Source organism: Enterobacter sp. R-25, assembly GCF_049913205.1.
In the GTDB taxonomy this organism is placed as follows: Bacteria; Pseudomonadota; Gammaproteobacteria; order Enterobacterales; family Enterobacteriaceae; genus Enterobacter; species Enterobacter ludwigii.
Map to the genome: position 1 here is coordinate 2669485 of NZ_CP183982.1, position 20762 is coordinate 2690246.

Below are 20762 nucleotides of genomic sequence, written 5' to 3' on the forward strand. Positions count from 1 at the left end.
GGTTTTACTGCCCTGTTTTCCGGGCGTTTACCGGGAATTCCCCACGACCGCGCACCTCAATCAGGCACTAAATGCCCACTGATTGTGCAGCTACTCCTTAGGGGTTACCTGCCACAAGCTCTTCACGGTGAGCAGCGCGCGGGCGATATCTACCATGCGCTGATTTTTGTCCATCGCCATTTTACGCAGCGCCGTCCATGCCTGTTCCTCACTCATCTTTTGATGGGTCATCAGTACGCTTTTCGCTTTATCGATGGTTTTGCGCTCTTCGAGCGTATCGCGCAGTGACGCGAGCTGACGGGAAAGCTGTTCTATCTCGCGCGCCTGCTGGCGAACCAGGGTTAACAAGGGCTTACCCGGATAAGAGGCCAGCGGATCGTCCTGCTCCTCAGCCGGTAGCGTGTAGTCCTCCTGTCGATGGATACGCTCGTCCACCGCGATCATCAGATCGGCGATAACCATCTCCTCCAGGGTACGCAGATGCTCAAGGCGTGCCGTTTGCAGAGCAAACCAGGCCAGTGCGGTATGGCCATTGTCAGCGGCTGGCTGGCGGGTACAGGCCACGCGCCTCAGTTGCTCCGTCTCACGGTCAGGCTGGCAATTCTGGGAAAAGGTGGTTTGCACATCCGCCGTGCTGTGGGTCATGAAAATCTCGAAGCAGGCCTGCTGTCCGTCAATCCGGTCCACCAGCCGCTGACGGATGCCATCGTCAAAATAGCCCTGCGTGAAGCCAATGGCGCCCAGCGCCCGCTCTTGTCCCGCCAGCTCTTTACCCTGCATCAGGCTATAAAGCGCGACAAAACGGCCTGCGATTTGCGGATCGTCAATGCTGTCATTAAGCTGCGGTACGATACTGAGCAGATGACGCAGGATGCGACAATAGTGATCCATCGCCTGCGGGGCCGTAATGGTTTGCTGAATAACGCCATCACGAAGGGCTGACAGGTTATCCAGACTGAGCAGCGCGGCGGCTATACGTTCGCATACGCCGCTGCCCTGGAACGGGGAGTGATTATCCAGAACGTCATAAAGCGCAGTGAGGTTTTCATTCACCAGCGCCCGGCTCGCTTTGCATTCGGCAGCGTACAGCTTACCCTGTGAGCAGAGCCAGACGTTAGAGGCTCCACGCTCGCACTGCAGCATATGCACCAGAAGGCTGATCGCGTTAACCAGCACGCCAAGCTGTGCCAGCCTGCTCAGTTGCTCCCGGCGCATCGACCTTGCACGCTGGAGCCATTCGGTCGCACCTGGCGAAATGCCAGCCATTAATGTCATGCTTACTCTCCCGGACAGCGAAACCCTGGATAGCTAAGCAATATTCGTGCCTTTAAAAGAACAGGAGTCAACATGCAAAAGATTGTTATCGTCGCCAACGGTGCGGCTTACGGCAGCGAATCCCTTTTTAACAGCCTGCGTCTGGCGATCGCGCTACGTGATAAAGAGAGTGAACTGGAGTTACGGCTCTTTTTAATGTCGGATGCGGTCACCGCCGGGCTGAAGGGACAAAAACCGGCAGAAGGTTACAACATCCAGCAGATGCTGGAGATCCTGACCGCGCAAAACGTTCCGGTCAAACTGTGCAAGACCTGCACCGACGGGCGCGGCATCACCGGATTACCGCTGATTGAAGGTGTGGAAATCGGCACGCTCGTTGAACTGGCCGAGTGGACTCTGCGCGCCGATAAAGTATTAACTTTTTAATAATAAACCCGTAAAAATATTATTTTCTTATGGACGCGGTTTCAGCATCAAGTTTACCTGCAGGGTTGCCGATAGGCATGGAAACAACACAGCAGGTATTTCACTTATGTTCAGATCCATTCGTGCACGCATCATTGCCGCGACGACAGGTTGTCTGGTCGTCGCCCTTCTTCTTAATACTGTCATCAATTTTCAGGTCACACGCCAGGATAACCAGCAGTCACAGCGCGACATCCTGACCAGCACCAGCGCCAGCCATAACATGGCGATTGCCGACTGGGTGAAGAGCAAAATGACGGTTATCGCCTCCGCACAAACCGTTGCGCTCAGTGACGATCCGGTTCCGGTCTTTAAACAGCTTGCCCAGGCGGGTGGGTTCACTAACGTATACGTTGGCTATGCCAGCAAAACGGCGAAATTCTCTGAACCAGCGGGTGTACCGGCGGATTATGACCCCACGATCCGTCCCTGGTATCAGCAGGTCGTAAACCAGGATAGCCCGGTCGTGACCGCGCCATATGTTGACGCCGGTAGTGGAAAACTGGTGGTGACGTTTGCCGTGCCGGTGAAAGAAAACGGTACCCTGAAAGCCGTGGTGGCTGGCGATGTGGCGATGGACAGCGTGGTTGCTAACGTGCGCGGGATCCACCCAACCCCGGCAAGCAGCGGACTGCTGCTGAATAGCGATGGCACCGTCATTGCCGCCAGCGACCCTGCCCTGACGCTTAAACCGTTCGCCGAAACCCTCAAAGGCATCGACTTTGCGGCGCTGAAAAGCGGAAACCCGGTAAACGGGACCTTCAATGGCGCCGAAAAAACCTTCGTGGCAACCGCCGTGCCGGGCACGAACTGGATGCTGGTTGTTGCCCTGGACACAGGCGATGCCACCTCCGGAATGCGCTCGCTGCTGAAAGCCTCGGCCATCTCGCTGGTGATCCTGGCCTTACTCAGCGGCGCCATTGTTCACTTCCTGATTGCGCGTCTGCTGAAGCGCCTGTCTGACATTCGCGATGCGATGCATAACATTGCGAACGGCACTAACGATCTGTCGCAACGCCTGCCGGAGAGCGGCGATGACGAAGTGGCGCAAATAGCGCAGGCGTTTAACGCCTTCAGCGACAAGCTCTCGGTGGTGATGGTACAACTGCGGGATGCCAGCGCATCGGTGAAAAACGCCGCGCGGGAAATTGCGGCAGGTAACCAGGACCTCTCAGGGCGTACCGAGCAGGCCGCCTCCAGCCTTCGCGAAACGGCCAGCGCCGTGGAAGAGATCACCGCGTCGGTAACCCAGTCGAACGAGTCTGCGGCTGAAGCCAATGACCAGGCGAGTAAGGCCTCTGCGGCGGCAGCTCGCGGCGGCGAGGTGGTATCGCAGGCCATCAGCACCATGCAGTCCATTGAAGTGGCTTCCGCGAAGATTGGCGACATCACCAGCGTGATTGACGGGATTGCCTTCCAGACCAATATCCTGGCGCTGAATGCCTCGGTGGAAGCCGCACGCGCCGGAGAGCAAGGCCGTGGGTTTGCCGTGGTGGCCGGCGAAGTGCGTAATCTGGCCAGCCGCAGCGCGCAGGCGGCGAAAGAGATTAAAACGCTTATCGATTCCACCACCAACAGCGTGGCTACCGGCTCCCGCTACGTTCATCTGGCCGGGGAAAGCATGAACGAAATCCGCTCCAGCATCGGTAGCGTGTCGGGCATCATGCGTGAAATCTCCATCGCCACCAGCGAGCAGATGAAAGGCATCCAGGAGATTAACCATGCGGTGACCCATCTGGACAGAATGGTTCAGCAGAACGCCGAACTGGTGGTGCAATCTGCGGCTGCAGCCGGCGCGCTGCAGAGCCAGGCGGGCGACCTTGCTGAAACTGCCGGACATTTCCGCATTTAATTTTAGGGTGGCGCGCGTTCACCGGGCAAAACGCGCGCCAGAGTAAATTTTCAGAAATTTTGTCATTTTTGTTTAATCGTTACGCCATTTTTTGATCAAAGTCAGCATCCTCACCCTCCCCCTTTGGTGTTATGCCATGAGTGAATTGTGAACAATATCACGCTCGGATATGGCAGCAGGGAGAGCGTTGTTTAAGACTACGGGGTAAAAAATGGCACTGGTAAAAACAAGTTTGAAATTGTTTGGCGGGGATACGGTCGTGGTGCGGTGTTCTGAGCGCTGCCGCATTCATTTGATGAGTTCGAAAGCACAACAACACTCGCAGGCGGATATCCTGACCGTGCAGGATGACAAGGCATGGCTTACCGTGCCGTACACCGGCACGTGGGATGTCCTGATTGACAGCCATAGCCAGTCACTGGAGCATTCCGTAAGCTACGTTGCTGCATAAGTCACAAACGCCCGGTCTGCTCACGCAGCCGGGCGCATTCTCAGGCAAAACCGGGACGCAGCGTATTATTCAGCGGGTTCCCTTCCAGCAGCGCTTTCACTTTCACCACCAGCTCATTCAGACAATCGTCCTTCATGCCGAGGCGGGTCAGCTCCTGGTCGAGCGAAAAGAGATACTGCGCGTTGGTGCCCAGCGGCCCACTGGCGGCAGCGATCAACGGGGCAATAACCTGCGTGCGGGTATCCGCTTCATACAGCGGATGGCGCGGATCCATAATAAACACCAGCGCGTTAACGGTACGTCCGTCATCGAGTTCCAGCTTGCACCAGCTCGGCATATAGCAGCCGGTGATCATCTCGCGCTTCCACAGCAGCGTCAGTTCGTCTTCCAGCGTTGCATCCGGCAGGCGGTAGGCCACCCCCGTGGTGCGTCCGCCCTCTTTTAGTGCAAGCATGCGTCCCGGCTGACACGCGCTACCTCGACCGGCTGTCAGGCGCAAACAAAATGCGCGATGCCAGCCAGGAAGTGTGCCTGTTGCCGATTCGACAAATTCGAGAGCCGGGTTCCACATCAGCGAACCGTAGCCAAAAATCCATACCGGGCCATCATCCGGGCGGCACGCCAGCGTGGCAGCGAGCGACGCCGCACGTTGTTCAGCTGACCAGAGAAGCGATTCCTCAATAGCACCAAATGCCGTCTTACAATCTGCCTTCATTAAGAAATCACGCGTTAACACTTTCCACCTCCGCCACTGCATGCTTCCTTGCGACATCTGTAATCCGCCTTCCCGGCATTGTGTGCTGGTCATTTTGCCAGCAGTTGAGTAACGATAAGCAATTCACGGGCCAGTTGCAATACAACGGAAGTTCAACCGCCTGAAAAGTCAAAACGAAGGCAGCGAATGATTTCACGGCTATTTCTTTTTATGCCATTTATCGTCGTCTCCTTTCTCATATTCATGTTTTACTGCGGCCCAGGCGACTTTGTGCGCGGTCTCTTCACGGCTGGCATCATCACGTCGATCTTCTTTATCTTTGTACTGATCCCAGGCGCTGTTAAAGGCCTCTTTGTAGATATCCTGCGCGTGCGCGGGCAATACGTGTTGCACGCTGTCTGGTAATTCGCGTTTCGTTTTATATGGCATCGCTAACCCCTCTTTTGGTTAAAGAGATAAGTGTGGACGACGATACGGCATGGTGCCAGTCAATTGAGAATTATGCGTAAATGATAATTTTAATATTATGTTATTAAAGGATTAATTACAGAACACGTTCCATTATCGACACCCCAAAGCCAAAACATTACAAACAGTAAAATTGAGTAAAAAATCAAGGGTATTTAACAGAGATCTGTTAATTTAATGACCGAAAATTCTATCTATAATTACAAGCACCTGCATTGATGGAGAAGCACATGACAGCAGCACACGAGGCGGTGAAGACCCGCCACAAGGAGACATCACTCATTTTCCCGGTCCTGGCACTGGCTGTGCTGCTCTTCTGGGGAAGCAGTCAGTCACTGCCAGTGGTAGTTGGTATCAATATTCTTGCTCTGGTGGGTATCTTAACCAGCGCCTTTAGCGTCGTTCGCCATGCGGACGTATTAGCCCACCGCCTGGGTGAGCCTTACGGCTCGTTAATTCTCAGCCTTTCGGTGGTTATCCTCGAAGTCAGCCTGATTTCCGCGCTGATGGCGACCGGTGACGCCGCACCGACCCTGATGCGTGACACCCTCTACTCCATCATTATGATTGTGACAGGTGGTCTGGTGGGCTTTTCACTGTTACTGGGCGGCCGCAAATTTGCGACCCAGTACATGAATCTGTTCGGCATAAAACAGTATCTGATTGCCCTTTTCCCGCTGGCGATTATTGTGCTGGTCTTTCCGATGGCATTGCCGGGGGCCAACTTCTCAACCGGTCAGGCGCTGCTGGTTGCGCTGATTTCCGCAGCCATGTACGGCGTGTTCCTGCTGATTCAGACCAAAACGCACCAGAGCCTGTTCGTCTATGAACATGAAGATGACGGCGACGACCCGCATCACGGTAAGCCGTCGGCTCATAGCAGCGCGTGGCATACGGTTTGGTTGATCGTACATCTGATTGCGGTTATCGCCGTGACCAAAATGAACGCCAACCCGCTGGAGACGCTATTAACCGAGCTGAATGCCCCGGTCGCGTTTACCGGTTTCCTGGTGGCGCTGCTTATCCTGTCGCCTGAGGGGCTGGGGGCGCTGAGAGCGGTGCTGAACAATCAGGTGCAACGCGCAATGAATCTGTTCTTTGGCTCGGTCCTGGCGACAATCTCACTCACCGTGCCGGTGGTGACGCTGATTGCCTTTATGACCGGTAACGAGCTGCAGTTCGCGCTGGGTGCGCCAGAGATGATTGTGATGGTGGCTTCACTGCTGCTGTGCCAGATATCCTTCTCGACCGGGCGCACCAACGTGCTGAACGGCGCGGCGCACATGGCGCTGTTTGTGGCCTATCTGATGACGATATTTGCCTAAGCGTTGTTCGGTGAGGCTCTGAGGCCACACCCGACACCTCTTCCATCGGGAGAGGAATAACCAAAAAAAACCCGCCGAAGCGGGTTTTTTTATTAGTGGCTGGTATCCAGCTCGTCGAAACTCTTCACCAGATCGTCAATCGCTTTGATCTGTTTCAGGAACGGCTCCAGTTTAGCCAGCGGCAATGCGGACGGGCCGTCGCACTTCGCGTTGTCCGGGTCCGGGTGCGCTTCAATGAACAGACCGGCCAGGCCAGTCGCCATACCGGCGCGCGCCAGCTCGGTGACCTGCGCACGGCGGCCGCCAGAAGCTGCACCAAACGGGTCGCGGCACTGCAGCGCATGGGTCACATCGAAGATGACCGGAGACTGGTTGGACACGTTCTTCATCACGCTGAAGCCGAGCATATCAACGACCAGGTTGTCATAACCGAAGTTTGCGCCACGGTCACACAGGATCACTTTATCGTTGCCGCCTTCGATAAATTTATCGACGATGTTACCCATCTGGCCAGGGCTCACGAACTGAGGTTTCTTCACGTTGATGACCGCGCCAGTTTTCGCCATCGCTTCCACCAGGTCCGTCTGACGCGCCAGGAACGCCGGCAGCTGGATAACGTCGACAACGTCCGCAACAGGCTGCGCCTGAGAAGCTTCGTGCACGTCGGTGATCACTTTCACGCCAAAGGTCTGTTTCAGTTCCTGGAAAATTTTCATCCCCTCTTCCAGGCCCGGGCCACGGTAAGAGTGAATGGAGGAACGGTTGGCTTTGTCAAAAGAGGCCTTAAACACGTACGGGATACCCAGTTTCTGGGTCACGGTCACGTAGTGCTCGCAGATACGCATCGCGAGATCACGGGATTCCAGCACGTTCATACCGCCAAACAGCACGAACGGCAGGTCGTTTGCCACGTTGATATCACCAATGCTAACCACTTTTTGTTTCATAGGATCGCCTTATTCAGGTGTGAATCGGAATTAAGATTAATGCAGTGTAATTTGTTTGTGCGAGATCGCGTTGATCTGCGCACGAATCATTTCGCTGATCGGGTCTTCCGGGCATTGCTCAACGAAATAATTCAGATCGTTCAGCGCCACATGCTCGCAATCAAGCTGGGCATAAATCAGCCCGCGATCGCGGATTTCGTACGGATCTTCCGGATTAAACTGCAGCAGCACTTCACTGGCACGTAATGCCAGCTCCATCTGACGCTCTTCCATCAGCGCAGATTTCAGCGTATCCAGCAGTTTACGGATCACCTCAGCGTTATCCGCCTCGTCGAGATCTTCATTAAAGAGCTCGGCAACCGGGCTAATATTGCCTTTTAACCAGACGTCCAGCGTATGCTCATCCAGCGTATCGCCGTTAAACGGATTGATGAGCCACATCTCACCGTCCAGCCACTCCGCTCGCAGGATCATCTGCGTCGGGAAAATGACCGGCACCAGTGGAATATCCAGACGATGCGCGACCCACAGCAAAATGGAACCCAGCGCAACCGCGCTGCCCTGACGATTTTTTAAGACCTGATCCAGCCATAGTGCGTCAGACAGACGATACACGCCACGCGTGTCGCAGAAACCCCATTCGCCGTAGAAAAGCTCAAGCAGCTTCTCTAATTGCCAGTCCTGCGGGCGCGCCTGATTGATCTCTTCACGCGCCAGGCTGACCAGATTCTCCAGCTCTTCGTAGACGTATTGCGACGTAAAATCGTCGCGGATCATCTCCGAAATCAGGATCATGCCATCGCAAAGCGGCACTTTATTAAATTCGAAATCGGCTAAGGACCTCATGACTTACCCCAGTAACGGTATTCTTGTGGTGGCGAGTTTAATGATGATGTACAGCACCACCAGCCCCAGCAGAAAGGCGATAAAACCGGTCTGCTGGCTGCGCGGACGACGACGCCCAAGCGCGATAAAACCCAAAACGATGTAGATGATAACGCCAAACAGCTTTTCAGTCAGCCATGCGCCTTTATCAGTAAATGGCAGATAGCCGGTCTTCCACATTAATCCGGCCCCTGAGAGAAACAGCACCGTGTCAATACAGTGCGGCGCAATACGCACCCAGCGGGCGTCAATCAGCGGATTATTGCTGTAACGCCACCAATAACGGACGATGAAAAAGCTGATGGTCAGGGCAACGGCTATCAGGTGGGCCGTGATCAGCACGGTAAAGAGACTCATGCCCATTGTCCCAGCGTCAGACGGTCGTTGCCGCCATAGTCGCGACAGGTTTCCACCGCACGATAACCTGCTGCGATGAACACGTCACGCACCGCGTCCCCTTGCGTCCAGCCGTGCTCGACCAGCAGCCAGCCGCCGGGGAGCAAATGCTGTCGTGACGTTGTCACAATATGCACAATATCCGCCAGCCCTTCGTTGGCAGCGACCAGCGCCGTCAGCGGTTCGAAACGCACGTCCCCCTGCGTCAGGTGCGGGTCATGCTCGTCGATATAGGGAGGGTTGCTGACAATCATCCCGAACGTGCGGTTATCCAGCGCGCTAAACCAGCTGCTTTGCAGAACGGTGACGTTCGGGAAGCCCAGACGCGCCACGTTACGCTGCGCCAGCGCTACCGCATCGGGCATCACGTCAACCGCCGTCACCTCGCAGTCCGGACGCTCGCTGGCCAGCGCCAGGGCAATTGCGCCAGTGCCGGTTCCAAGATCGAGAATTCGGCAGGCTTGTGCGGGTAAACGCGACAGCGCCTGCTCCACCAGACACTCGGTGTCCGGACGTGGGATCAGGGTCGCTGGGGAGACGTACAACGGCAGTGACCAGAACTCACGCTCCCCGACCAGATGCGCCACCGGCTCACCGGTTTTGCGGCGGGCAAGCAGCGTAGCGAGCTGCGCTTCCTGCTCAGCGCTCAGCTGAGTCTCGCCGAAAGCCAGCAGGTAAGTGCGGGCTTTCCCCGTCACAAACTCAAGCAAAATTTCGGCGTCACGTTTAGGGCTTTCGCTCGCGGAAAGCTCACTGGCGGCCTGCCGTAACCAGTGCTGAAACTCCATTATTCCTGCTCGGACAGTGCTGCCAGCTGGTCAGCCTGGTATTCCTGCACGATAGGCTCAATCAGCATATCCAGCTTTCCTTCCATCACTTCGTCCAGACGGTACAGGGTCAGGTTGATGCGGTGGTCGGTAACACGGCCCTGCGGGAAGTTATAGGTACGGTTACGGTCGCTGCGATCGCCGCTGCCCAGCAGGTTACGACGCGTGGAGGCTTCCGCCTGCTGACGTTTTGCCATTTCAGCCGCGTGGATACGCGCGCCCAGCACGGATAAGGCTTTGGCTTTGTTCTTGTGCTGTGAACGTTCGTCCTGGCACTCCACCACGATGCCGGTTGGCAGGTGGGTAATACGGATAGCGGAATCGGTGGTGTTAACGTGCTGACCCCCTGCCCCGGAGGAGCGGAAGGTATCGATACGCAGGTCCGCCGGGTTGATGTCCGGCAATTCTGCTTCAGGCAACTCTGGCATCACCGCAACCGTACAGGCAGAAGTGTGAATTCGCCCCTGAGATTCGGTGGCAGGTACGCGCTGCACGCGATGACCGCCGGATTCAAACTTCAGACGACCGTACACGCCGTCACCGCTGATTTTAGCGATAACCTCTTTGTAGCCGCCATGTTCACCGTCGTTGGCGCTCATGATCTCAACGCGCCAGCGACGCGCTTCGGCGTAGCGGCTGTACATACGGAACAGATCGCCGGCAAACAGTGCCGCTTCGTCACCGCCGGTCCCGGCGCGGACTTCGACAAAGGCGTTACGCTCATCGTCCGGATCTTTTGGCAGCAGAAGCACCTGCAACTGTTGCTCCATCTCTTCAGAACGCGCTTTTGCGTCCAGCAACTCTTCCTGCGCCATCTCGCGCATTTCAGGGTCGTCGAGCATCATCTGCGCAGTTTCAATATCTTCCTGGACCTGTCGCCAGTCGGTAAAGCATTTTGATACATCACTCAACTGCGCGTATTCACGCGAGAGCGCGCGAAAACGTTCCTGGTCAGCAATGGTCCCGGCATCGCCGAGCAGCGCCTGTACTTCTTCATGGCGCTCGTGCAGAGCTTCCAGTTTAGCGACGATAGAAGGCTTCATAGGCGTAAATGCACCTTGTAATAGAAAATGGGTATAGGGCGCTATTCCAGCCCGAGGCTGTTGCGCAGAATAGTCAGGCGTTCATCATCCCCGTCACGGGCAGCCTGCTGAAGAGATTTGGTTGGTGCATGGATCAGGCGGTTGGTCAGTTTCCAGGCCAGATCCTGCATAATGGCTTCTGCGTCGCCGCCCTGCTGAAGGGCGGCCAGCGCTTTGGCGGTCAGGTCATCACGCACCTGCTCCGCCTGACCGCGGTACTCACGGATAGTCTCGCTGACGCTTTGCGCGCGCAGCCAGGCCATAAACTCACTCGTTTCCTGCTCTACAATGGTTTCCGCCTGAACCGCCGCCGCTTTACGCTGGGCAAGGTTATGCGAAATGATGCTTTGCAGGTCGTCCACGCTGTAAAGATAGGCGTTCGCCAGTTTACCGACTTCCGGTTCGACATCGCGCGGGACGGCAATATCCACCAGCAGCATCGGTTGATTACGGCGGGATTTCAGCGCTCGCTCGACCATCCCTTTACCGATAATCGGCAGCGGGCTGGCGGTAGAGCTGATGATAATATCTGCCTCTTTCAGGCGCTCATCGATGTCGCTCAGCGCAACCACCTCGGCACCCACCTCGTCCGCCAGCACCTGTGCACGTTCGCGGGTACGGTTAGCGATAATCATCTTTTTAACTTTGTGTTCGCGCAGATGGCGCGCCACAAGTTCGATGGTTTCGCCCGCCCCGACCAGCATCACAGTGACGGTCGACAGGGATTCAAAGATTTGACGGGCCAGGGTACAGGCCGCGAAAGCAACAGAAACCGCACTGGCACCAATGTCGGTTTCGGTTCGCACACGCTTCGCCACGGAGAATGACTTCTGGAACATACGCTCCAGTTCACTGGCTTTCAGATGCCCTTTTTGCGAATCGGCAAACGCCTTTTTCACCTGACCGAGAATTTGCGGCTCGCCGAGCACCAGCGAGTCCAGGCCGCTGGCCACACGCATCAGATGGCTGACTGCATCGTTATCCTGATGCCAGTAGAGGCTATTACGCAGCTCTTCTTCGTTGAGGTTGTGGTAATCACATAACCAGCGGATCAGCACTTCATGCAGGTTGTCCTGCTCTTCAACGCTTAGGTAGAGTTCAGTACGGTTGCACGTCGAGAGCACCACGCCACCCTGCACCATCGGCTGTGCAAGCAGGCTGTCCAGCGCCAGGTCAAGCGTATCCGGCGAAAACGTGACGCGTTCTCGCAGCGAAACCGGGGCTGTTTTGTGGTTAATACCGAGTGCTAATAGGGTCATGTTGAGCGGGAGTAGTACCAGCGTTAATAAGGTTAGCAGAACGCATCATACAGGATGCGCGAGATCAATAAAAGAGACTGCCCCCTTTCGGAGTAATAGCTTATACAATGCTTTGAGATAATTTGAACGTAGACGGTGGCACCCTTCGACGCTAGCATTAACAGTTATAACTGCAACGTATCTCAAGGATTTGTCCTCATTATGACCCGACTGATTCGCCTGCTGCCCCTGGCGGCACTGGTTCTGACCGCATGTACCGTCACCCAACCTAAAGGCCCAGGCAAAAGCCCTGATTCACCGCAGTGGCGTCAGCACCAGCAGGACGTCCGCAATTTGAGCCAGTACCAGACCCGTGGTGCCTTCGCTTATCTCTCTGATGAACAAAAAGTGTATGCGCGTTTCTTCTGGCAGCAAACCGGGCAGGACAACTATCGCCTGCTGCTGTTAAACCCACTGGGCAGCACCGAACTGGAGCTTATCGCCAAACCGGGTGAAGCGCAGATCACCGACAACAAAGGCCAGCACTATACCGCCACCGACGCCGAAGAGATGATCGGCAAGCTGACCGGAATGCCTATTCCGCTGAACAGCCTGCGCCAGTGGATCCTGGGCCTGCCGGGTGACGCGACCGACTACCAGCTTGACGACCAGTACCGTCTGAGCCAGGTGAACTACACCCAGAACGGCAAAACCTGGAAAGTGGTGTACAGCGCCTATGACAGCAACACCAGGCCTTCCCTGCCATCCAACATGGAACTGACCCAGGGTAGCCAGCGCATCAAGCTGAAAATGGACAACTGGATCGTTAAATGATGACCCACTGGCCTTCTCCGGCAAAACTGAACCTGTTTTTATACATCACCGGACAGCGTGCTGACGGATATCATACCCTGCAGACGCTGTTTCAGTTCCTTGATTACGGCGACACGATCGCGATTGGCCCGCGTCAGGACGGCGAGGTTTGCCTGCTGACGCCGGTTGATGGCGTGGCGCATGAAGATAACCTGATCGTGCGCGCTGCACGTCTGCTGATGAAAACGGCGTCGGACACCGGTCGTCTGCCGGCAGGAAGCGGCGCGGATATCCGTATTGAGAAGCGTCTGCCGATGGGCGGTGGACTGGGCGGTGGCTCATCAAATGCCGCCACCGTGTTGGTTGCCCTGAATCACCTCTGGGGCTGCGGATTATCTCAGGATGAGCTGGCAGCGTTAGGCTTAACGCTGGGGGCGGACGTCCCGGTCTTCGTGCGCGGTCATGCGGCGTTTGCTGAAGGGGTGGGCGAAATACTTTCCCCGGTCGAGCCGCCGGAAAAATGGTACCTGGTGGCCCACCCGGGCGTCAGCATTCCGACCCCGGTCATCTTCAACGATCCTGACCTGCCACGGAATACCCCGGTGCGGTCAATAGAAACGTTATTAAATTGTGAATTCAGCAACGATTGCGAGGTTATCGCAAGAAAACGTTTTCGCGAGGTTGATGCGGTGCTTTCCTGGCTGTTAGAATACGCGCCGTCGCGCCTGACTGGCACAGGGGCCTGTGTCTTTGCTGAATTTGACACCGAATCCGCCGCTCGTCAGGTGCTTGAGCAAGCGCCGGTTTGGCTGCATGGTTTTGTAGCACGTGGGATGAACACCTCCCCCCTACAGCAAGCCATTCTGGCGCAGACTGAGTTTCGGTGACAACGTCACCCTGTTCCAGACGTTGCATCGCGCTCTTTAATACACCGCCTGGATAGCATTTCGCCTGGCCCGCACAGTTTGCGGCGAACGCTATCCACCACTGGACGCATGCCTGAGGTTCTTCTCGTGCCTGATATGAAGCTTTTTGCTGGTAACGCCACCCCGGAACTAGCACAACGTATTGCCAACCGCCTGTACACTTCCCTCGGCGACGCCGCTGTAGGTCGCTTTAGCGACGGCGAAGTCAGCGTACAAATCAATGAAAATGTACGCGGTGGTGATATTTTCATCATCCAGTCCACCTGTGCTCCAACAAATGACAACCTGATGGAACTGGTTGTTATGGTCGACGCCCTGCGTCGCGCTTCAGCAGGCCGTATCACTGCTGTTATTCCTTACTTCGGCTATGCCCGTCAGGACCGTCGAGTCCGTTCCGCGCGTGTGCCAATCACTGCCAAAGTTGTCGCTGATTTCCTCTCCAGCGTTGGCGTTGACCGTGTTCTGACCGTTGACCTGCATGCAGAACAGATCCAGGGCTTCTTCGACGTTCCGGTTGATAACGTATTCGGTAGCCCAATCCTGCTGGAAGACATGCTGCAGCTGAATCTGGATAACCCAATCGTGGTTTCTCCGGACATCGGCGGCGTGGTACGTGCTCGTGCTATCGCTAAGCTGCTGAACGATACCGACATGGCAATCATCGACAAACGCCGTCCACGCGCTAACGTTTCTCAGGTGATGCACATCATCGGTGACGTTGCTGGCCGTGACTGCGTGCTGGTTGACGACATGATCGATACCGGCGGTACGCTGTGTAAAGCAGCAGAAGCGCTGAAAGAGCGTGGTGCCAAGCGCGTATTCGCCTACGCGACTCACCCGATCTTCTCCGGTAATGCAGTAAACAACCTCCGCAACTCCGTTATCGACGAAGTAGTGGTGTGCGATACCATCCCACTGAGTGACGAGATCAAAGCGCTGCCAAACGTGCGCACCTTGACCCTGTCCGGGATGCTGGCCGAAGCGATTCGTCGTATCAGCAACGAAGAATCTATCTCAGCAATGTTCGAACACTAATCGAACACGGCCGAAAAACCCGCTGCGGCGGGTTTTTTTGTCTCTGATATTTATTTGTATGATCAATGCCTCCTTCACCTGCCATTCATATGACAGATGATGCGCACACGGATGAGAGATAATTGTGAAACACGTAACCTCCTCACATGTTCTTCCCTTTCGCGCCCTCATCGACGCTTGCTGGAAAGAGAAATACACCGCTTCACGTTTTATGCGTGACCTTATTGCCGGTATCACCGTCGGGATTATCGCCATTCCGCTCGCCATGGCACTGGCAATTGGCAGCGGCGTAGCACCGCAGTATGGGCTTTACACGGCGGCCGTCGCCGGGATTGTGATTGCGCTAACGGGCGGGTCTCGCTTCAGCGTTTCCGGCCCGACAGCCGCATTTGTGGTGATCCTCTATCCCGTTTCTCAGCAGTTTGGCCTGGCAGGCCTGCTGGTCGCCACCCTGATGTCCGGCGTCTTTTTGATCCTGTTTGGTCTGGCCCGTTTTGGCCGGCTGATTGAATACATCCCCCTTTCCGTGACGCTGGGGTTCACCTCCGGGATTGGCATTACCATCGGGACAATGCAGATCAAGGACTTCCTCGGCCTGCAGATAGCCCACGTCCCTGAACATTACCTGCAAAAAGTCGGGGCGCTGTTTATGGCGCTCCCCACCGCCAACCCCGGCGATGCCGCCATCGGGATTGTTACCCTGGGCACGCTGATTATCTGGCCTCGTTTAGGCATTCGTCTGCCTGGCCACCTGCCCGCCCTGCTGCTGGGCTGTGCGATGATGGCCATCGTTAATCTCTTTGGTGGGCACGTCGCGACCATTGGATCTCAGTTCCACTATGTTCTGGCTGACGGTTCACAGGGAAGCGGTATTCCTCAACTGTTACCACAACTGGTACTGCCATGGGATATGCCGGGTTCCAGCTTCACCTTAAGCTGGGACTCCCTGCGCGCCCTTCTACCCGCGGCCTTCTCAATGGCGATGCTGGGGGCCATTGAATCCCTGCTCTGTGCCGTCGTGCTGGACGGCATGACCGGCACCAAGCATAAAGCCAACAGCGAACTGGTTGGGCAGGGTCTGGGCAACCTCATCGCCCCGTTCTTTGGCGGTATTACGGCAACAGCGGCCATCGCCCGCTCTGCGGCAAACGTACGTGCCGGGGCGACGTCGCCGGTATCGGCAGTTATCCACTCCGTGCTGGTGATCCTCGCCCTGCTGGTCCTCGCTCCGCTGCTCTCCTGGCTGCCGCTTTCAGCCATGGCTGCCCTGCTGCTGATGGTGGCGTGGAACATGAGCGAAGCACATAAGGTGGTCAATCTGCTGCGTCGCGCACCGAAAGACGACATCATCGTGATGCTGATTTGTATGTCGCTGACCGTGCTGTTCGATATGGTTATCGCCATCAGCGTCGGGATCGTGCTGGCCTCCCTGCTGTTTATGCGCCGTATAGCGCAGATGACGCGCCTTTCCCCGGTTAACGTAGAGGTACCTGACGATGTGCTGGTGCTGCGTGTGATTGGCCCGTTGTTCTTTGCCGCCGCGGAAGGTCTGTTCAGCGAACTGGAAACCCGTATCGTGGGCAAACGCATTGTGGTGCTGAAATGGGATGCCGTGCCGGTGCTGGATGCGGGTGGTCTGGATGCCTTCCAGCGCTTCGTTTCGCGTCTGCCGGAAGGCTGCGAACTGCGGGTGAGTAATCTCGAATTCCAGCCGCTGCGCACCATGGCGCGCGCGGGCGTGCAGCCTATCCCTGGCCGCCTGGCCTTTTATCCCAACCGTGAAGCCGCGTTAGCGGATCTGTGAATGCCCTGATGCAGAGAAACGTCTCTGCATCATCACGGCTATCGCCTGCTGGAGCCATGCAAGCACGGCAGGCGTCATCCATGTCCCTTTCATCAGATGCGCCTCCTGCTGCATGGCAACGCGAAACTTTTGCTGGGTTTCAGGATTCGTTCCCGCGTATGACTGGAACAATACCCGCCAGTGTTCAGCGAGCATTTGCGCCTCATCGGAAGACGGGTCAAGGTTTTCCCGCTGCGCCTGATGCAATTTCGCTACCAGTGGCGGCCACTCCATCATGCGATCAAAATAGTGCGCGCGGGTAAAGGTCATCTCTTCTGCAGAGAGATACTTTTCCCAGATGGCAAGCTTCGATTCGGCAAACGCCCGCGTAATATAGTCAGTCATTTCCGCCGTAATACCCGTCTGCTCACGCATCTGCGGCTCGACGCTGTGCATCTCGTTCAGCCGGGTGAGAAATTCCGGCTTACCTGCCGTATCCTGCTCCAGGCGTGACATCCAGCGCGCCGCCAGATCCCTGGCACGGGGATCCGAAACGTCGATATTATGCTTCAGCAGGCTATTTGCCTCAGCAACCAGACCTGACCAGATATCCGCAAGTGCCTCCTTCTGTACGGCAAACGGCAACTGCTGTAACTCCTCTTTGCTAAACCAGCGTTCGTACATATTCATTAACTCCAGAGTCTGTAGCCAGGATTCCAGATTGGGTGCCGCATCGTCGGTAAGCCCGGTACGCAATTCCACCAGCCTCTCGCGCAGCGTCAGCATGCTACGCAGTTGCTTATCCAGCAAACTGATTTGCGCATCGAGTAATTCGGTTAACGACAGCGACTCCTGTTTCAGAAAATCCCTGATTTCAGCAAGTTCCAGCCCGGCTTTTGCCAGCACCTGAATCATATGCAGACGTTGTACATCCGCCAGATTATACAGCCGGTAACCTGCCGCACTTCTGGCAGAAGGCAGTAACAACCCTGTTTGCTCATAGTGATGCAATGTTCGCACGGTGATCCCGGCACGTTTCGCGAGTTCACCCACCTGAATCAACATAACTGCTCCTTTTACTTTGCCAGTGGCACCACTCTGAAGCCTTACGTTACGTGAGGGTCAACCTTTCATGCAAAAAAAAACGACTCCATGAGGAGCCGTTTCGGTGTTCTTTCGCCGTAGCACGTTAGCTGTGTTTGTGCTGGTCCCTGCGACAGCGCTTATCGTAATGGCGCACCCACCAGTATTTGTCGCAGACTTCTTCATGTCCACTCACGCGTGCACCGGCAAGCCATAGCACTGCACCAAGGAAAATACTCAATACCGCGCCATGCGCGAAGTATTGCGGAAGGTCAAGCTGCGGCAATTGGTTTAAAATTGAATAACCCACGCCAGCGACCATCACAAACAGTCCCAACCCCATCAGCACATTACCGAGTATCGAAGCGTTTTTGCGTTTCATATGTCACCTCCGGAACTTTGGGTTGTAAGGGGAAAAGCCCCTGATCCTTGTGTGTAAAGTATAGACAACGGCTCTTTTATGAGTTGCGTGAATGATCACATTTACAGATAACTCCCAGACAAAAGTTTACAAATAAGACATTGAACAGCTTGAAATTCTAATTGTTCAGATAAGTAATTATTCATATCTCGCGGTTCGGGCAGCAGAATTTTGTCAAGCGGCGCGTCAGACAGTAAACTACGCGCCAGATCTGGAACCCATTAGGAATTGAATCGTGACGATTAAACTGATTGTCGGCCTCGCGAACCCAGGCGCAGAGTACGCGGCGACCCGCCACAATGCCGGTGCCTGGTACGTTGATCTGCTGGCCGAACGGTTACGTGCTCCCCTGCGTGAAGAACCAAAATTCTACGGGTATACCTCACGTATCAATCTTGCTGGCGCAGATGTCCGTCTGCTGGTGCCCACCACCTTTATGAACCTGAGCGGCAAAGCTGTTGCAGCCATGGCGACGTTTTATCGCATTAACCCGGATGAAATTCTGGTGGCCCACGATGAGCTGGACCTGCCCCCCGGTGTGGCAAAATTCAAACTGGGCGGTGGTCATGGCGGTCACAATGGTCTGAAAGACATTATCAGCAAGCTGGGCAATAACCCCAATTTCCATCGTTTGCGCGTGGGAATCGGCCATCCGGGCGATAAAAACAAAGTTGTCGGTTTCGTACTGGGTAAGCCACCGGTTTCTGAGCAGAAACTGATTGACGAAGCGGTCGACGAAGCGGTGCGCTGCACTGAAATCTGGCTGCAGGATGGCCTAACCAAAGCGACAAACCGCTTACACGCTTTCAAAGCGCAATAATCCGCCCGATACGGCTTTTTTACCGCGCGTGGTGCGGGTTACGTGTATAATAGGCGTAGTTATTTACTTTTCATCAATCGGTTATCGTTAACGGATTGATTATCAAGATATTAAGGTGATTTAGAAATGGGATTCAAATGCGGTATCGTCGGTCTGCCAAACGTGGGCAAATCCACCCTGTTCAACGCGCTCACCAAAGCAGGTATTGAAGCGGCGAACTTCCCGTTCTGTACCATCGAACCGAACACCGGCGTTGTGCCAATGCCCGATCCGCGTCTGGACCAGCTCGCGGAAATCGTGAAGCCGCAGCGCATTCTGCCGACCACCATGGAGTTCGTGGACATCGCGGGCCTGGTGAAAGGTGCATCCAAAGGCGAAGGCCTCGGTAACCAGTTCCTGACCAACATCCGTGAAACGGAAGCAATTGGTCACGTTGTACGTTGCTTCGAGAACGACAACATCATCCACGTTAACAACAAAGTGGACCCGGCTGACGACATCGAGGTGATCAACACCGAGCTGGCACTGTCTGACCTCGACACCTGTGAACGCGCTATTCACCGCGTGCAGAAGAAAGCCAAAGGTGGCGACAAAGATGCGAAAGCAGAACTGGCTGCGCTGGAAAAATGTCTGCCACAGCTGGAAAACGCGGGCATGCTGCGCGCGCTGAAAAACCTGACAGAAGAAGACAAGGCGGCGATCAAATACCTGAGCTTCCTGACTCTGAAGCCAACTATGTACATCGCCAACGTTAACGAAGACGGTTTCGAGAACAACCCGTACCTGGACAAAGTGCGTGAAATCGCCGCGGCTGAAGGTTCAGTGGTTGTAGCGGTTTGCGCTGCCGTTGAATCCGACATCGCAGAGCTGGACGACGCTGACCGTGACGAATTCATGGCCGAGCTGGGTCTGGAAGAGCCGGGCCTGAACCGCGTGATCCGCGCAGGCTATGAGTTGCTGAACCTGCAGACCTACTTCACCGCTGGCGTGAAAGAAGTGCGCGCGTGGACCATCCCTGTGGGTGCGACTGCGCCTCAGGCGGCCGGTAAGATCCACACCGACTTCGAGAAAGGCTTTATTCGTGCGCAGACTATCGCGTTTGAAGACTTCATCACCTACAAGGGTGAGCAAGGCGCGAAAGAAGCAGGCAAGATGCGTGCGGAAGGGAAAGATTACATCGTTAAAGATGGCGATGTGATGAACTTCCTGTTTAACGTTTGATTTGTTTTGAATGAAAAAAATCCACGCTTTGGCGTGGATTTTTTTATTCCGGGGTTAAAACACATTTTCCAGGAGTTCTGTTTTCATGCTGGGTTCAAAGGGAATGATTTCAACAGTCGCAAGTTTTAACTTCTGAAAAGGATCCTCGCGTAAGCGCTCTTCAAGAGAGGCAAGACTCTCGCACTTAGCGAGAATGACACCGCTGTTTCTTAGGATCCGTCTACCGGACGCCAGAAAAATCCCTCTGCATACCCCTTTTTTAGCCACTCAACATGAGCAGGTATCGCTGCGTCGATTTCATCGAGTGGTTTTATATAGGTCAAAATGACAATGTAAACCGTGCTCATCCTTTGCCTCTTAACTCTGTTTTTTAAACCGCTTGTTGGAACTGCTGATACAGTCCCTGTTTTGCCACCGGTTATAGTTATCATTCTTTTTAGCGCTTTTGATCTTAATATGCAGGGCCCGATTGAGACAACGCGTTACGCTTCATATCCCAGGAATAAAACCAATCATGCCAACCATTTTGTTTTGCTGGATAGCTACAGAAAACGACCACTTCCTTTGACAGATTGAATGTTAAGTAATAGAAAGTCGCACCTTCAGGAGGTGCAGATCAAAATAGTTTTTCGCCCTGAGCATCGAAGATGGTCAAAACGGTTGGTAATGGCTTAGACTCGCTTAACGCAAAGACTAACTGGCGTGTTGAGTCGACCATTGCATGGTCTAAAAAT

The 20762-nt window shown here is 55.1% G+C and carries 21 protein-coding genes and 1 pseudogene; 10 read left to right on the plus strand and 12 right to left on the minus strand.

The features are described from left to right. Positions 1–90: 90 nt before the first annotated feature. On the minus strand, positions 91–1275 hold the full coding sequence (gene nasR / locus ACN9MQ_RS12730) for a nitrate regulatory protein NasR (protein ID WP_426021001.1): 1185 nt from the start codon (positions 1273–1275) through the stop codon (positions 91–93). 72 nt (positions 1276–1347) lie between these two features. Here nasR and ACN9MQ_RS12735 point away from each other — a divergent pair, with 72 nt between their 5' ends. The 3 genes from ACN9MQ_RS12735 (at position 1348) to ACN9MQ_RS12745 (ending at position 4043) form a co-directional block, all read left to right on the plus strand. Next, positions 1348–1701 (plus strand): DsrE/DsrF/TusD sulfur relay family protein, encoded by a 354-nt coding sequence (locus ACN9MQ_RS12735; protein WP_020882353.1) that lies wholly within the window; start codon positions 1348–1350, stop codon positions 1699–1701. Between the two features lie 106 nt (positions 1702–1807). Next, positions 1808–3592 (plus strand): methyl-accepting chemotaxis protein, encoded by a 1785-nt coding sequence (locus tag ACN9MQ_RS12740; protein WP_063924865.1) that lies wholly within the window; start codon positions 1808–1810, stop codon positions 3590–3592. Positions 3593–3803: 211 nt separating this feature from the next. Further along, complete coding sequence (locus ACN9MQ_RS12745) at positions 3804–4043, plus strand: DUF1883 domain-containing protein (RefSeq protein ID WP_014170489.1); 240 nt, start codon at positions 3804–3806, stop codon at positions 4041–4043. 40 nt (positions 4044–4083) lie between these two features. Here ACN9MQ_RS12745 and ACN9MQ_RS12750 read toward each other — a convergent pair whose 3' ends face one another. Together ACN9MQ_RS12750 and chaB are read right to left on the minus strand one after the other, a co-directional pair. Further along, positions 4084–4779 (minus strand): gamma-glutamylcyclotransferase, encoded by a 696-nt coding sequence (locus tag ACN9MQ_RS12750; RefSeq protein WP_020882351.1) that lies wholly within the window; start codon positions 4777–4779, stop codon positions 4084–4086. A gap of 177 nt (positions 4780–4956) precedes the next feature. Next, the gene (gene chaB, locus ACN9MQ_RS12755) at positions 4957–5187 is read right to left on the minus strand and encodes a putative cation transport regulator ChaB (protein WP_032680829.1); all 231 of its coding nucleotides are present in this window, start codon (positions 5185–5187) and stop codon (positions 4957–4959) included. Positions 5188–5456: 269 nt separating this feature from the next. On the opposite strand from chaB, the gene chaA reads away from it, so the two are divergent. After that, the gene (chaA, locus tag ACN9MQ_RS12760) at positions 5457–6551 is read left to right on the plus strand and encodes a sodium-potassium/proton antiporter ChaA (RefSeq protein ID WP_020882349.1); all 1095 of its coding nucleotides are present in this window, start codon (positions 5457–5459) and stop codon (positions 6549–6551) included. Between the two features lie 92 nt (positions 6552–6643). Here chaA and kdsA read toward each other — a convergent pair whose 3' ends face one another. From kdsA to hemA, 6 genes are read right to left on the minus strand one after another with little or no spacing between them, the layout of a single operon-like run. After that, positions 6644–7498 (minus strand): 3-deoxy-8-phosphooctulonate synthase, encoded by an 855-nt coding sequence (gene kdsA, locus ACN9MQ_RS12765; RefSeq protein WP_014170494.1) that lies wholly within the window; start codon positions 7496–7498, stop codon positions 6644–6646. A gap of 36 nt (positions 7499–7534) precedes the next feature. Beyond that, entirely contained in the window at positions 7535–8344 is an 810-nt protein-coding gene (sirB1, locus tag ACN9MQ_RS12770; RefSeq protein WP_014170496.1) for an invasion regulator SirB1, read from the minus strand. A gap of 3 nt (positions 8345–8347) precedes the next feature. Beyond that, complete coding sequence (sirB2, locus tag ACN9MQ_RS12775; RefSeq protein WP_025203913.1) at positions 8348–8740, minus strand: invasion regulator SirB2; 393 nt, start codon at positions 8738–8740, stop codon at positions 8348–8350. After that, positions 8737–9567, minus strand: coding sequence for a peptide chain release factor N(5)-glutamine methyltransferase (gene prmC, locus ACN9MQ_RS12780; RefSeq protein ID WP_032678346.1), 831 nt, complete (start codon positions 9565–9567; stop codon positions 8737–8739). The genes sirB2 and prmC overlap by 4 nt, the downstream gene beginning before the upstream one ends. Further along, complete coding sequence (prfA, locus tag ACN9MQ_RS12785; RefSeq protein ID WP_014170499.1) at positions 9567–10649, minus strand: peptide chain release factor 1; 1083 nt, start codon at positions 10647–10649, stop codon at positions 9567–9569. Before prfA ends, prmC begins: the two co-directional genes overlap by 1 nt. Positions 10650–10690: 41 nt before the next feature. Beyond that, the gene (hemA, locus tag ACN9MQ_RS12790) at positions 10691–11947 is read right to left on the minus strand and encodes a glutamyl-tRNA reductase (protein ID WP_073397392.1); all 1257 of its coding nucleotides are present in this window, start codon (positions 11945–11947) and stop codon (positions 10691–10693) included. A gap of 201 nt (positions 11948–12148) precedes the next feature. Here hemA and lolB point away from each other — a divergent pair, with 201 nt between their 5' ends. The 4 genes from lolB to dauA all read left to right on the plus strand — a co-directional run bounded on the left by lolB (position 12149) and on the right by dauA (position 16504). Then, positions 12149–12760, plus strand: a complete 612-nt coding sequence (gene lolB, locus ACN9MQ_RS12795) for a lipoprotein insertase outer membrane protein LolB (RefSeq protein ID WP_025203912.1) — start codon at positions 12149–12151, stop codon at positions 12758–12760. Next, positions 12757–13626, plus strand: coding sequence for a 4-(cytidine 5'-diphospho)-2-C-methyl-D-erythritol kinase (ispE, locus tag ACN9MQ_RS12800; protein WP_106504203.1), 870 nt, complete (start codon positions 12757–12759; stop codon positions 13624–13626). The genes lolB and ispE overlap by 4 nt, the downstream gene beginning before the upstream one ends. A gap of 126 nt (positions 13627–13752) precedes the next feature. Further along, complete coding sequence (gene prs / locus ACN9MQ_RS12805) at positions 13753–14700, plus strand: ribose-phosphate diphosphokinase (protein WP_003856663.1); 948 nt, start codon at positions 13753–13755, stop codon at positions 14698–14700. Between the two features lie 124 nt (positions 14701–14824). Further along, positions 14825–16504 (plus strand): C4-dicarboxylic acid transporter DauA, encoded by a 1680-nt coding sequence (gene dauA / locus ACN9MQ_RS12810; protein ID WP_426021000.1) that lies wholly within the window; start codon positions 14825–14827, stop codon positions 16502–16504. Here the strand turns inward: dauA and ACN9MQ_RS12815 are convergent. Beyond that, positions 16490–17548: a MerR family transcriptional regulator gene (locus ACN9MQ_RS12815; RefSeq protein WP_426020999.1), complete on the minus strand. Its 1059-nt coding sequence runs from the start codon at positions 17546–17548 to the stop codon at positions 16490–16492. The genes dauA and ACN9MQ_RS12815 overlap by 15 nt on opposite strands. A gap of 124 nt (positions 17549–17672) precedes the next feature. After that, positions 17673–17948 (minus strand): stress-induced protein YchH, encoded by a 276-nt coding sequence (gene ychH, locus ACN9MQ_RS12820; RefSeq protein ID WP_014170506.1) that lies wholly within the window; start codon positions 17946–17948, stop codon positions 17673–17675. A gap of 274 nt (positions 17949–18222) precedes the next feature. Here ychH and pth point away from each other — a divergent pair, with 274 nt between their 5' ends. Together pth and ychF are read left to right on the plus strand one after the other, a co-directional pair. Next, positions 18223–18807, plus strand: coding sequence for an aminoacyl-tRNA hydrolase (gene pth, locus ACN9MQ_RS12825; RefSeq protein ID WP_006175913.1), 585 nt, complete (start codon positions 18223–18225; stop codon positions 18805–18807). 126 nt (positions 18808–18933) lie between these two features. Beyond that, positions 18934–20028 (plus strand): redox-regulated ATPase YchF, encoded by a 1095-nt coding sequence (gene ychF, locus ACN9MQ_RS12830; protein ID WP_014170508.1) that lies wholly within the window; start codon positions 18934–18936, stop codon positions 20026–20028. A 54-nt stretch (positions 20029–20082) separates the two neighbouring features. On the opposite strand, the pseudogene ACN9MQ_RS12835 reads toward ychF, so the two are convergent. After that, positions 20083–20375 (minus strand): annotated as a pseudogene (locus ACN9MQ_RS12835) (YciI family protein). Positions 20376–20762: the final 387 nt, after the last annotated feature.

Excerpts from the sequence above, each read along its gene's own strand:
- ACN9MQ_RS12745 (WP_014170489.1), top strand. The coding sequence starts at position 3,804 with ATGGCACTGGTAAAAACAAGTTTGAAATTGTTTGGCGGGGATACGGTC.
- ychH (WP_014170506.1), bottom strand. The coding sequence starts at position 17,948 with ATGAAACGCAAAAACGCTTCGATACTCGGTAATGTGCTGATGGGGTTG.
- sirB1 (WP_014170496.1), bottom strand. The coding sequence starts at position 8,344 with ATGAGGTCCTTAGCCGATTTCGAATTTAATAAAGTGCCGCTTTGCGAT.
- ACN9MQ_RS12735 (WP_020882353.1), top strand. The coding sequence starts at position 1,348 with ATGCAAAAGATTGTTATCGTCGCCAACGGTGCGGCTTACGGCAGCGAA.
- ispE (WP_106504203.1), top strand. The coding sequence starts at position 12,757 with ATGATGACCCACTGGCCTTCTCCGGCAAAACTGAACCTGTTTTTATAC.
- nasR (WP_426021001.1), bottom strand. The coding sequence starts at position 1,275 with ATGACATTAATGGCTGGCATTTCGCCAGGTGCGACCGAATGGCTCCAG.
- hemA (WP_073397392.1), bottom strand. The coding sequence starts at position 11,947 with ATGACCCTATTAGCACTCGGTATTAACCACAAAACAGCCCCGGTTTCG.
- prmC (WP_032678346.1), bottom strand. The coding sequence starts at position 9,567 with ATGGAGTTTCAGCACTGGTTACGGCAGGCCGCCAGTGAGCTTTCCGCG.
- ychF (WP_014170508.1), top strand. The coding sequence starts at position 18,934 with ATGGGATTCAAATGCGGTATCGTCGGTCTGCCAAACGTGGGCAAATCC.
- prfA (WP_014170499.1), bottom strand. The coding sequence starts at position 10,649 with ATGAAGCCTTCTATCGTCGCTAAACTGGAAGCTCTGCACGAGCGCCAT.
- ACN9MQ_RS12815 (WP_426020999.1), bottom strand. The coding sequence starts at position 17,548 with ATGTTGATTCAGGTGGGTGAACTCGCGAAACGTGCCGGGATCACCGTG.
- kdsA (WP_014170494.1), bottom strand. The coding sequence starts at position 7,498 with ATGAAACAAAAAGTGGTTAGCATTGGTGATATCAACGTGGCAAACGAC.
- ACN9MQ_RS12740 (WP_063924865.1), top strand. The coding sequence starts at position 1,808 with ATGTTCAGATCCATTCGTGCACGCATCATTGCCGCGACGACAGGTTGT.
- lolB (WP_025203912.1), top strand. The coding sequence starts at position 12,149 with ATGACCCGACTGATTCGCCTGCTGCCCCTGGCGGCACTGGTTCTGACC.
- sirB2 (WP_025203913.1), bottom strand. The coding sequence starts at position 8,740 with ATGAGTCTCTTTACCGTGCTGATCACGGCCCACCTGATAGCCGTTGCC.
- chaB (WP_032680829.1), bottom strand. The coding sequence starts at position 5,187 with ATGCCATATAAAACGAAACGCGAATTACCAGACAGCGTGCAACACGTA.
- chaA (WP_020882349.1), top strand. The coding sequence starts at position 5,457 with ATGACAGCAGCACACGAGGCGGTGAAGACCCGCCACAAGGAGACATCA.